The organism is Burkholderia sp. E168m15 (genome assembly GCF_016586105.1).
GTDB lineage: Bacteria > Pseudomonadota > Gammaproteobacteria > Burkholderiales > Burkholderiaceae > Burkholderia > Burkholderia orbicola.
In genome coordinates this window covers 22627-33708 of sequence record NZ_BCPO01000157.1, presented here as the reverse complement: position 1 = coordinate 33708, position 11082 = coordinate 22627, and the positions used below count along the sequence as shown (strand labels likewise).

Genomic DNA, 11082 nt, shown 5'->3' with positions numbered 1-11082 from the left:
CGCTCAGAACCCGCCCGACTTGATCAGCTGGTTGAGGTTCGCGATGTTCAGGCTGCCGAAGCCGGTCGTCAGATCCCAGCCGGTGCCGGCCTTGTAGCCATACCCCTGATAGCCGTTGTTGCCCGACACGACGTCGTAGCGCACGAGCGACGGATGCGACGGAATGTCCGCATAGAAGTTGCTGGCCGGGAAGCCGAGGCCTGTACCGTTCGCCGCGAGCAGGCGTGCCCAGAAGCCTGTGAAGATCGGTGCGGCGAGGCTCGTGCCGCCGATCTGCTGCAACTGGCCGTAGTTGTAGATGTACGCGCCCGTGCTTTGCGCGGCATCGAACGCGACGTCCGGCAACTGGCGATTGCTGCCCGACTGCCATGACGGCGCGGGCAGGATCGTGCTGACGCCGCCGCCTGTCGCCCACAGCTTGCCGTTCGAATCGAGCCCTTCGTTCCACACCGTCTCGTTCGAGAACGCGCCCGCCGACGTCGTATAGAGCGTCGTGCCGCCGATCGCGAGCACATGCGGCGACGAAGCCGGCCACGATACCGTGTAGTTCGAGCCGTCCGGATAGCCGCGGTTGTTGCACTCGTACACGCCTTCGTCGCCCGACGATACCGAGAACGTCTGGCCCTGCGCGGCGGCCGTCGTGAAGATCTGCTCCTCCGCGTCGAGCGTGCCGTCCGCGTTCGCATCGGTTTCGCACCAGCCGAGCGACACGTTGATCACCTTCGCGGTGTTGTCCGACACCGCGCGGTTGAACGCCTGTGTGAGGCCCGTGTTGCCGGCGGCGTTCAGGTCCGCCATGTAGAACACCAGCTTGCCGACCTGGCCGCCGGCCGAGCCGACGATCGACTGGCTGTCGAGATCCCATTCGCCCTGGCCGTCCTGGTCGTCGGTGTAGCTGCCGCCCGTGCCGTTGGTCTTGACGGTCTGCGTGGAAACCGTGCCGTAGCCGTTGCTCGACGTGAACTGCTTCAGGTCCTGCAGCGTCTGCGACACGCCGCCGATCGTGATGATGCCGACGGTCACGCCGGCCGCGGTCGGTACGCCGGTCGCGTTGTAGAGGCCCGGGAATTCCTTCGGATAGTGGCCTGTGGCCGTGCCGGCCGCGAGCGCCTGCGGTTTCGCCACGTTGCCGATGCGCAGCAGCGGCCGCGCACGCGCGACACTTTGCAGCCCGAGCACCGAGCCGACGACGTCGCCGAGTGCGCGCGGCACCTGCGCGGTCGACGTGTTGGCGAAGCCTGAACGGCCTGCGTACTCGAAGTGCACGAGCGACGTGTTGAAGGCCGTCTTCACCGTGCCGGCCGTGCCGCTGGCGGAGATCAGCAGCCGGTTCGGCGCGACCTCGACGTTCGTGAAGCCGCTCTTGTGCAGATAGTCGACGACCGACTGCACCTGCGCATCGGTCGGCGCGTAGTTCGCGAGGAACTGCTCGTGCGTCAGGTACTGGCGATAATGCGCGCTGCCGGGCCGGTTCACGTCGCGCGCCAGCTGCTTGAGCTGCGCGGCGTTGCGCAGCTTCAGGCTGACGACGACGTTGGTCGTCTCGCCGGCCGCGAGTTCGAGCGACGGCGCCGCACTGCGCGCCATCAACTGCGGGCCGGTCAGAAAGGCTTTCGTATGGGTATCGACCCAATCCGTCGCCGCATGCGCCGCAACGGCGGCGAACACGAGCGGTGCCACGCACGCCAGACGGCGGGGCGACGGAAGGGGAAGGGCAAACCAGGCGTTCCTTTTCATCGGGAGTCCTTTTTAGGAGAGGCGACGTTACTGGAACCCCCGGCCCTTGTGGGGCCGCGAGCGGTGACGAGCGTAGGGCGTCGGTGGCGTTCGGGTAGCTGCCATTTTCCATAGCTGTCAGTTCTGACAATGGGACGCATGAGTGCGCGCGCGGCGTCGTACATGTTGACGATGGCGAGGCCGGCGGGCGGAACCGGTTCGCGGTACGACGGTGCGGCGACGCGCGTCGCTCACACGCACGAGTCGTTCGTTGCAGCGTTGGAATGTGCGCGTTCGTGGAGGTGAGACCGCGTGGATGCATGACGTTTGCGTGTCAATGGCGGCACGCCGTATCGCACTATGTGGTCATTGGAAGCAACCCGTCAGGAACGGCTTCGTGCAGGCACAAGAACGGGGCAGGCCGACTCCGGACGTTTCCCGAACTGTGGAACGGCGCGTCGGGCAGTCTTGCAGGCTGCTTTCGGATCGCGCGTCACAATCGCCGATTAGAAGAAATGCTCGAATCCGGCGCGGGCGCGGGCCGGTGCGACGCACGCACCCGTGGCGCGAGATCGAACGACGTCGTTCGCGAAATCCCGCCTTGACGTGCGGCGCTCAGCAGATATTATCCAATTCATAACCATCGAGTTATGGATTTTGCCCGGCATGCAGACCGCTCACGACACGCTGTTCCGCACACTCGCCGATCCCACGCGCCGCGCGCTTTTCGAGCGGCTCTGCGCGGAGGGCGAGCTGACGGTTGCCGCGCTGACCGCCCACGCGGGCGTGTCGCAGCCGGCCGTGTCGAAGCACCTTGGCGTACTGAAGCAGGCCGGGCTCGTGAACGACCGTCACGAAGGCCGGCAGACGCACTACAGCGCGCAGCCGCAGGCGCTGGCCCCGTTGATCGACTGGACGAGCCAGATGGCGGGCTTCTGGCAGAGCCGGTTCGATGCCCTCGAAGATCTGCTCAAAAGGATGGATCAGTAATGAACCAAGCCACTACCGAAACGCGCTCCGTCGTCGTCGACCGGGAACTGCCGCATCCGCCGGAGAAGATCTGGCGCGCGCTCACGCAACCGCACCTGATCGAGGCTTGGCTGATGAAGAGCGACTTCGAGCCCGTCGCGGGCCGTGCGTTCAGCTTTCGCGCGGACTGGGGCTCGGTCGACTGTACGGTCCTCGCGATCGAGCGGCACCGCACGCTGTCCTATACGTGGGCGGCCCACGGCCTCGAAAGCGTCGTGACGTGGACGCTTACGCCGACGCCGGCCGGCACGCACCTGCGCATGGAGCAGGCGGGCTTCCGTACGGATCAGGAACAGGCCTACCGCGGTGCGCAGCACGGCTGGGTGCGGTTCTTCGATTCGCTCGAACAGGTGCTGGCGCACCCCGACGAAGGCACGGAGGCCCGCTCATGAGCGCAGCATCGGACCCGACCCCGTCGGAGCGTATCGATGCGCTGATCGCCGGCATCGTCGACTGGCGCGGCAAGACGTTCGCCGAGCTCCGGCAGACGATTCTCGCGGCGGACGACAGCATCGTCGAGGAATGGAAGTGGATGGGCAGCCCCGTGTGGTCGTGCGACGGGATGATCGCGGTCGCGAACGCGCACAAGGGCAAGGTGAAGCTGACGTTCATGCACGGCGCGAAATTGCCCGATCCCGACCAGCTGTTCAACGACGGCCTCGAAGGCAATGCGCGGCGCGCGATCGATTTCTTCGAAGGCGACAAGCTCGACAAGCGGGCGTTGAAGCACCTCGTGCGCGCGGCGATCGAATACAACCGCACCCATCTGAAGAAGAACGCGCGGGCGGGTTCCTCCGCGGGCGCGAAGGTGCGAAGCAGCAAGGCGGCGTGACGCGCGAGCCGGATGCCGGCCGGTGACATCCCGCGAAAGCGTGGCGCCGCCGTGCGGTCGACGCTACGCCGCGGGCCCACCGAGCGACAGACGAAAAAAAGCCCGACACGAGGTCGGGCATCCAAATCGGCCGCAACCGCCCGCGAGGCGGCTGCGGCACCTGCAACAGCCGCGCGCTTACGCTGCGAGCAGCGAGCGCAGCACGAACGGCAGAATCCCGCCGTGCTTGTAGTAGTCGACTTCGATCGGCGTATCGATGCGCAGCAGCACCGGCACGCGCTGCGTTTCGCCGTTCTTGCGATGGATCACGAGCGTGACGTCCTGCTGCGGCTTGAAGTCGTCGCCAAGGCCTTCGATGTCGTACGTCTCTTCACCGGTGATGCCGAGCGACTGGACGCTGTCCGCGCCCTTGAACTGCAGCGGCAGCACGCCCATGCCGACCAGGTTCGAGCGGTGGATGCGCTCGAAGCTGCGTGCGATCACGGCCTTCACGCCGAGCAGCTGCGTGCCCTTCGCGGCCCAGTCGCGCGACGAGCCCGTGCCGTACTCTTCGCCCGCGAACACCACGGTCGGCGTGCCGGCTGCGACGTACTGCATCGCTGCGTCGTAGATCGACTGCTGTTCGCCGCTCGGCTGGTGGATCGTCAGGCCGCCTTCGACGCGCGTGCCGTCCGCCTTCGGCGGGATCATCAGGTTCTTGATCCGGACGTTCGCGAACGTGCCGCGCATCATCACGTCATGGTTGCCGCGGCGCGAGCCGTAGCTGTTGAAGTCGGCCTTCTGCACGCCGTTTTCCTTCAGCCACTTGCCTGCCGGCGAGTCTTCCTTGATCGAGCCTGCCGGGCTGATGTGGTCGGTCGTGACCGAGTCGCCGAAGATGCCCAGTGCGCGCGCGCCCTTGACCGTCGGGATCGATGCAGCCGGCTCCATCGAGAAGTCGTTGCCGAAGAACGGCGGCTCGGCGATGTACGTCGACTTCGGCCAGTCGTAGACCTCGCCCGATTCGCCCTCGATCTTGCTCCAGAGGTCGCCCTTCTTGGTCAGCTTCGAGTAGTTGTCCTCGAACTTCTTCGGATCGAGCGCGAACTTGAGCAGCGCGTGGATTTCGTCGCTCGTCGGCCAGATGTCGCCGAGGTAGATGTCACGGCCGCCCTTGCCCTTGCCGACCGGCTCGGTCATCAGGTCACGCGTGATGTTGCCGGCGATCGCGTACGCGACGACCAGCGGCGGCGACGCGAGGAAGTTCGCGCGGATGTTCGGGTGGATACGCGCTTCGAAGTTACGGTTGCCGGACAGCACGGCCGCCGCGACGATGTCGTTCTTCGTGATCGCCTCGTTCAGTTCCGGCGTCAGGTCGCCCGCGTTGCCGATACAGGTCGTGCAGCCGTACGCCGCGACTTCGAAGCCGAGCTTCGACAGGTAGGGCAGCAGGCCCGTCTTCGTCAGGTATTCGGTGACGATGCGCGATCCCGGTGCGAGCGAGGTCTTGATCTTCGGATCGACCGTGAGGCCGGCCTCGACCGCCTTCTTCGCGAGCAGGCCGGCGGCCAGCAGCACGCTCGGGTTCGACGTGTTCGTGCACGACGTGATCGCGGCGATCAGCACGTCGCCGTTCTTCACGTCGACGCCGTTGCTCGTCGTGTATTGCGTGTTCAGGTCTTCCGCCTTCTTCGCGAAGCCGTTTTCCGCGACCGGCTTCGAGAACAGGTCGGTGAACGTCGACTTGACGTGGCCGATCTCGATGCGGTCCTGCGGGCGCTTCGGGCCGGCCAGCGACGGCGCGACCGTCGCGAGGTCGAGCGTCACCGTCTTCGTGTAGTCGATGTCGCCGGCCTTCGGGATGCCGAACAGGTTCTGCGCCTTGAAGTAGTTTTCGAACGCGGCGATTTCGGCCTTCGTGCGGCCCGTGCCTTCGAAGTAGTCGATCGTCTTTTCGTCGACCGGGAAGAAGCCCATCGTCGCGCCGTATTCCGGCGCCATGTTGCCGATCGTCGCGCGGTCCGGCAGCGACAGCGAGCGCGTGCCTTCGCCGAAGAATTCGACGAACTTGCCGACGACCTTCTCCTTGCGCAGCATTTCGGTGATCGTCAGTACCAGGTCGGTGGCCGTCACGCCTTCGCGCAGCTTGCCCTTCAGCTCGACGCCGACGACGTCCGGCGTCAGGAAGTACACCGGCTGGCCGAGCATGCCGGCTTCCGCCTCGATGCCGCCCACGCCCCAGCCGACCACGCCGATGCCGTTGATCATCGTCGTGTGGCTGTCCGTGCCGACGAGGGTGTCCGGGTAGTACACGGTGTCGCCGCCGTCGGTCTTCTTGTGGACGCCGCGCGCGAGGTATTCGAGGTTCACCTGGTGGACGATGCCCACGCCCGGCGGCACGACCTTGAACGTGTCGAACGCCTGCATGCCCCACTTCATGAACTGGTAGCGCTCGTTGTTGCGCTGGAATTCCAGCTTCATGTTCAGGTCGAGCGCGTCCTTCTGGCGGAAGTAGTCGATCTGGACCGAGTGATCGACGACGAGATCGACCGGGACCAGCGGTTCGATCTTCTTCGGGTTCTTGCCCGTGCGTTCGGCGACGCCGCGCATGGCCGCGATGTCGGCGAGCAGCGGTACGCCCGTGAAATCCTGCAGCACGACGCGCGACACGACGAACGGAATCTCGTCGACGCGCTTCGCGGTCGGCTTCCAGTTCGCGAGCTGCTCGATGTGCTCTTCGGTGATCTTCTTGCCGTCGTAGTTGCGCAGCACGGACTCGAGCACGATGCGGATCGACACCGGCAGGCGTTCGATCTTCGTCTTCAGTTCCTTGCCGAGCTGCGGCAGCGAGTAGAACTTGCCTTTGCCGGAACCGCTGTCGAATTCCTTGAGGGTCTTGTGGAGATTGTGGGCCATGGTGATTTTCCTGGGTTTAAGGCTAGGAAACTACGTGTCCTGTAAATGACGGCTATATCACGTACAAGTCGACGTACTCATCGACCGGCATCGCTTCGAGCTTTGCCTGGTCCAGCGACACGTCGAGAATCGCTTGTTGCTGCTTGGCCGGAAAGCGACGGGCGAGGTTGGTCCTGAACTTCTCGACCAGGAGCGGAACGCCTTCGGCGCGCCGCCGCCGATGGCCGAGCGGATACTCGACCGCCACTTCGGCAAGCTTCGATCCGTCCGTGAACGCGATCGTCAGCGCATTCGCGATCGATCGCTTGTCCGGATCGTGGTAATCCTTTGTGAACTGCGGATCCTCGACGCACACGGTTTTCGCGCGCAGCGCGTCGATGCGCGGGTCCGCCGCGGCCGCGTCTTCATAGTCGGCCGCGGTCAGCCGGCCGAACAGCAGCGGCACGGCGACCATGTACTGGATGCAGTGGTCGCGGTCGGCCGGATTGGCGAGCGGGCCCTGCTTGTCGATGATGCGGATCGCGGCCGCGTGCGTGCGGATCGTGATCCGGCTGATGTCGTCGGTCGTGCGGCCCGCCGCGGCGAGCTGCGCGTGCAGCTGCAGCGCGGCCTCGGCGGCCGTCTGCGCATGAAATTCGGCGGGGAATGCGATCTTGAACAGCACGTTTTCCATCACGTACGTGCCGTACGGGCGCTGGAAGCGGAACGGCTTGCCGTCGAACAGCACGTCGTAGAAGCCCCAGGTTTTGGCGGTGAGCGCCGACGGATAACCCATTTCACCCGTTTTCGCGATCAGCGCGAGGCGCACCGCGCGGGACGTGGCATCGCCGGCCGCCCACGATTTGCGCGAACCGGTGTTCGGCGCATGGCGGTACGTACGCAGCGCGTGGCCGTCGACGAATGCGTTGGAGACCGCGTTGATCAGCTCGTCGCGCGTGAGCCCGAGCAGGCGCCCGACGACGGCCGTCGATGCGACCTTCACGAGCAGCACGTGGTCGAGCCCGACCGCGTTGAACGAGTTCTCGAGCGCGAGGCAGCCCTGGATCTCGTGGGCCTGGATCATCGCGACTAGCACGTCGCGCATCGCGAGCGGCTTCCGGCCGGCCGCGCGGGCCGTGCGGGAGAGCCAGTCGGCCGTCGCCAGGATCCCGCCGAGGTTGTCGGACGGATGACCCCATTCGGCGGCGAGCCAGGTGTCGTTGAAGTCCAGCCAGCGGATCATCGCGCCGATGTCGAACGCGGCCTGGACGGGATCCAGCTGGAAGGACGTGCCCGGCACCTTCGCGCCGTTCGGCACGATCGTGCCGGGCACGACGGGGCCGAGCAGCTTGGTGCAGGCAGGGTAGGACAGCGCCTCGAGTCCGCATCCGAGCGTGTCGATCAGGCAATGACGCGCCGTCTCCAGCGCGAGCGCGCCGTCGATGCCGGTGTTCAGCACGTAGTCGACGATGTCGACGAGTACCGAATCCGGCGCGGGGCGGACGTTGGAGACCGGGGCGGACATCGAGGGGCCGGGGGACGCTTAGTTCGCGGCCGGCTTCAGCTCGTTCGACTGCGTCGGCGCTGCGTTGCCCTGTGCCATTTCCGGCGTCACGCATTCGTCCGCGAGACGCTCGCCGCCGTTCGCGTCGGAGAACAGCATCGCCTTGGTCGGGATCACGACCAGCTTGAAGCCGGCTGCCGGATCGTAGAACGTGTCGGCGCCCGTCGTCGTGGCCTGACGCGGCAGCTTGTAGTTCTTCTTCGCCCAATGAACCGTGACGACCTGGTCGCGCTTCATGTCGCCGGCGAGGTCGAACGACAGGCCTTCCTTACAGGCCCACTTGACCGCGCCGTCCGGTACCGGATCGACCTTGGCGGCTGCGCGCGCCTGCGCCTTCTTGCTGCGCGGGATGATGCGCTTGGCCGGCGCCGGGCGCTTGGCCGTGGCCTTCTTCGCGGTCGTGGTGGCCGTACCCTGGGCAAACGCGCTCGGAGCCGACACCAGCATCGTGGCGGACAAGGCGCCGATGGCGGTAGCGATCAGGAGTTTCTTCATGGAGTCAGAACCTTTCGATAATCAGTTGACAAGGGCCGGCAATCGAAACTGCCGGCCGGGTTGAAACTGCACGCGCCCCGAAAGCGCGCAGCGGCCGCTATTTTCACCTATTTGGCCGCGCATATATCAGGTTTTCGGGCTCCGTTACGTTTTTTGTCGTTTCGCAAACCTCTGTCCGGCTTGCGTCCCGGCGAATGCATGAAACGCGTGTATCGGCCGGCGGCGCGCCCTCAAGGCGCGGCGCCCGCGGCGGCCGGGCCGAACAGCGGCGCGGCCTCGTCCGGTACGGGCTGGCCGGTGGCCCGCGCACGGCGCAGCACCGACCAGTAATAACGGTAACTCGCGCGATCGTGCAGCGTATCACCGTGGCGCGTCGGGCCCCAGTCGGCGGCCTGCGCGGCGAGCAGGATCTCGGCGGCCAGCGTGACTTCGTCGGTGCGCGGCGCGAAGGCGTCGACGATCGGGCGGATCTGCGCGGGATGGATGCTCCACATCCGCGTGAAAGCGAATTCGTCGCGCGCGCGGCGTGCATCGCCGGCGACGACGCCCATGTCGCGCACCTCGGTCGTCACGTTGTGCGACGGCGTCTTGCCGTGCGCATGACAGGCCGCGGCGATTTCCAGCTTCGCGCGGCGCACGAGCGGGTGGTCGAACTGGCCGGGCGAGCGCATCGCGGAATCGGGGATCGCGCCGTGGTGCGCGGAGACGAAATCCATCAGCCCGAAGCTCAGCGTGCCGACCGTTGGCAGTGCGGCGAGAGCGGCCGCCTGCGCGAGCGCGCCGTGCGTCTCGATCAGCACGTCGACCGGGATCGGCTGCGCGATGCCCAGTTCGCGGCGCGTGCCTTCGATGAACGCGGTCATTTCGGCCGCGTCGGCGGCGTTCGCGATCTTCGGCAGCGTGATGTAGGCGGGTGCGCGCGACGCACGCAGCACGATGCGCACGTCGTCGCGCCAGTGCGGGTGGGAAAAGTCGTGGATACGGACGCCGACGCGGCCGAAGCGGTTCTCGGCGCTGCCGAGCAGGTCGGCGACGAGCGCCGCGTGGGCGGCTTCCTGGCCGACGGTCGCACCGTCCTCGCAGTCGAGCGTGAGGTCGAACACCGGGCCCAGCTCGGCCTGCAGCGCGAGCGACTTGCGCATCAGCTTCTCGCTGCCCGCGTAGTGATCGCAGCAGGGCAGGATCGCGGGCGGGGACGCCCCGTCGTACAGCACTTGTGCAGGAGTGAGCGCGGCCATCTCGTCTACGTCAGGGGAGCGTGTCAACGTGGAGAAAATCGGATTCGGGCAGGTTCTGGGCCGGTGCGCGGCGGGCGCGGGGCGGCAAAACGTGCGCGGATCGGATCGGCCGGCACGGGCCGGCGGCATGCCGGCCCGTGCCGCAGCCGGGCGCCCCGAAGGCCGCCCGGCACGATGCGTGATGCTTAGTTCTTCAGCAGGTGGGCGACGCCATCGCGCTCTTCGAGCAGCTCGGCCAGCGTGCCGTCCATCTTCTCGCGCGAGAACGCGTCGATTTCCAGGCCTTCGACGCGCTTGTATTCGCCGTTTTCGCAGGTGACCGGCACGCCGTAGATGATGTCTTCGGGAATGCCGTACGAGCCGTCCGACGGGATGCCCATCGTGACCCACTTGCCGTTCGTACCGAGCACCCAGTCACGGACGTGGTCGATCGCCGCGTTGGCTGCCGACGCCGCCGACGACAGGCCGCGCGCTTCGATGATCGCCGCGCCGCGCTTGCCGACGGTCGGGATGAACGTGTCGCGGTTCCACACGTCGTCGTTGATCAGCTTCAGCAGCGATTCGCCTTCGGCGGTCGCGAAGCGGAAATCCGGGTACATCGTCGGCGAGTGGTTGCCCCACACGGCGAGCTTCTCGATCGACGCGACCGGCTTGCCCGACTTCGCGGCGAGCTGCGACAGCGCGCGGTTGTGGTCGAGGCGCAGCATCGCCGTGAAGTTCTTCTTCGGCAGATCCGGCGCCGACTTCATCGCGATGTACGCGTTCGTGTTCGCCGGGTTGCCGACGACCAGCACCTTCACGTCGCGGCTCGCGACTTCGTTCAGCGCAGCGCCCTGAACCGTGAAGATTTCGGCGTTTGCCGACAGCAGGTCCTTGCGCTCCATGCCCTTCGAGCGCGGACGTGCGCCGACCAGCAGCGCGACGTCTGCATCCTTGAATGCAACCTTCGGATCGTCGGTGATCACGACGCCGGCGAGCAGCGGGAACGCGCAGTCGTCGAGTTCCATCACGACGCCCTTGACGGCGCCTTGGGCTTGCGGGAGGTCGAGCAGTTGCAGGATGACCGGCTGGTCCTTGCCGAGCAGGTCGCCGTTCGCGATGCGGAACAGCAGGGAGTAAGCGATTTGACCTGCGGCGCCGGTGACGGCAACGCGCTTTGCGGGCTTAGCCATTGAAAATCTCCAGGACGGGTGAAGCGTTGGACGCGAGCGAAAACGCCATTCTATGCGCGTTGTGCGTAGCGTTGCATTGAAGCAGGGCGGAGGACTCGCGATGGCAGACGCGGTGAACCTGGAGACGGCCGTGGCACGTAGCCGGGGACGCGCTGTTGCACC

9 protein-coding genes are annotated in these 11082 nt (G+C 66.3%); 3 read left to right on the top strand and 6 right to left on the bottom strand.

What is annotated here, in order from left to right:
- Positions 1–3: 3 nt before the first annotated feature.
- Positions 4–1737, bottom strand: coding sequence for a protease pro-enzyme activation domain-containing protein (locus JMF86_RS22945; protein ID WP_011548113.1), 1734 nt, complete (start codon positions 1735–1737; stop codon positions 4–6).
- A gap of 645 nt (positions 1738–2382) precedes the next feature.
- On the opposite strand from JMF86_RS22945, the gene JMF86_RS22940 reads away from it, so the two are divergent.
- From JMF86_RS22940 to JMF86_RS22930, 3 genes are read left to right on the top strand one after another with little or no spacing between them, the layout of a single operon-like run.
- Positions 2383–2706: a helix-turn-helix transcriptional regulator gene (locus JMF86_RS22940; RefSeq protein ID WP_011548112.1), complete on the top strand. Its 324-nt coding sequence runs from the start codon at positions 2383–2385 to the stop codon at positions 2704–2706.
- Positions 2706–3137 (top strand): SRPBCC domain-containing protein, encoded by a 432-nt coding sequence (locus tag JMF86_RS22935; protein WP_011548111.1) that lies wholly within the window; start codon positions 2706–2708, stop codon positions 3135–3137. The genes JMF86_RS22940 and JMF86_RS22935 overlap by 1 nt, the downstream gene beginning before the upstream one ends.
- Complete coding sequence (locus JMF86_RS22930) at positions 3134–3577, top strand: DUF1801 domain-containing protein (RefSeq protein ID WP_006479363.1); 444 nt, start codon at positions 3134–3136, stop codon at positions 3575–3577. Before JMF86_RS22935 ends, JMF86_RS22930 begins: the two co-directional genes overlap by 4 nt.
- 177 nt (positions 3578–3754) lie before the next feature.
- Here the strand turns inward: JMF86_RS22930 and acnA are convergent, their stop codons facing one another.
- The 5 genes from acnA to JMF86_RS22905 all read right to left on the bottom strand — a co-directional run bounded on the left by acnA (position 3755) and on the right by JMF86_RS22905 (position 10920).
- Complete coding sequence (gene acnA, locus JMF86_RS22925; protein ID WP_011548110.1) at positions 3755–6472, bottom strand: aconitate hydratase AcnA; 2718 nt, start codon at positions 6470–6472, stop codon at positions 3755–3757.
- Between the two features lie 52 nt (positions 6473–6524).
- Complete coding sequence (locus tag JMF86_RS22920; RefSeq protein WP_011548109.1) at positions 6525–7976, bottom strand: bifunctional 2-methylcitrate dehydratase/aconitate hydratase; 1452 nt, start codon at positions 7974–7976, stop codon at positions 6525–6527.
- An 18-nt stretch (positions 7977–7994) separates the two neighbouring features.
- The gene (locus JMF86_RS22915) at positions 7995–8510 is read right to left on the bottom strand and encodes a hypothetical protein (protein ID WP_006479359.1); all 516 of its coding nucleotides are present in this window, start codon (positions 8508–8510) and stop codon (positions 7995–7997) included.
- A gap of 230 nt (positions 8511–8740) precedes the next feature.
- Positions 8741–9748, bottom strand: coding sequence for a CoA ester lyase (locus JMF86_RS22910; protein ID WP_006479358.1), 1008 nt, complete (start codon positions 9746–9748; stop codon positions 8741–8743).
- A 185-nt stretch (positions 9749–9933) separates the two neighbouring features.
- Entirely contained in the window at positions 9934–10920 is a 987-nt protein-coding gene (locus JMF86_RS22905) for a malate dehydrogenase (protein WP_006479357.1), read from the bottom strand.
- Positions 10921–11082: the final 162 nt, after the last annotated feature.

What these genes read in the sequence shown, in the direction of transcription:
- JMF86_RS22945 (WP_011548113.1), bottom strand. Translation starts at nt 1,737, where the DNA reads ATGAAAAGGAACGCCTGGTTTGCCCTTCCCCTTCCGTCGCCCCGCCGT.
- JMF86_RS22940 (WP_011548112.1), top strand. Translation starts at nt 2,383, where the DNA reads ATGCAGACCGCTCACGACACGCTGTTCCGCACACTCGCCGATCCCACG.
- JMF86_RS22935 (WP_011548111.1), top strand. Translation starts at nt 2,706, where the DNA reads ATGAACCAAGCCACTACCGAAACGCGCTCCGTCGTCGTCGACCGGGAA.
- JMF86_RS22930 (WP_006479363.1), top strand. Translation starts at nt 3,134, where the DNA reads ATGAGCGCAGCATCGGACCCGACCCCGTCGGAGCGTATCGATGCGCTG.
- acnA (WP_011548110.1), bottom strand. Translation starts at nt 6,472, where the DNA reads ATGGCCCACAATCTCCACAAGACCCTCAAGGAATTCGACAGCGGTTCC.
- JMF86_RS22920 (WP_011548109.1), bottom strand. Translation starts at nt 7,976, where the DNA reads ATGTCCGCCCCGGTCTCCAACGTCCGCCCCGCGCCGGATTCGGTACTC.
- JMF86_RS22915 (WP_006479359.1), bottom strand. Translation starts at nt 8,510, where the DNA reads ATGAAGAAACTCCTGATCGCTACCGCCATCGGCGCCTTGTCCGCCACG.
- JMF86_RS22910 (WP_006479358.1), bottom strand. Translation starts at nt 9,748, where the DNA reads ATGGCCGCGCTCACTCCTGCACAAGTGCTGTACGACGGGGCGTCCCCG.
- JMF86_RS22905 (WP_006479357.1), bottom strand. Translation starts at nt 10,920, where the DNA reads ATGGCTAAGCCCGCAAAGCGCGTTGCCGTCACCGGCGCCGCAGGTCAA.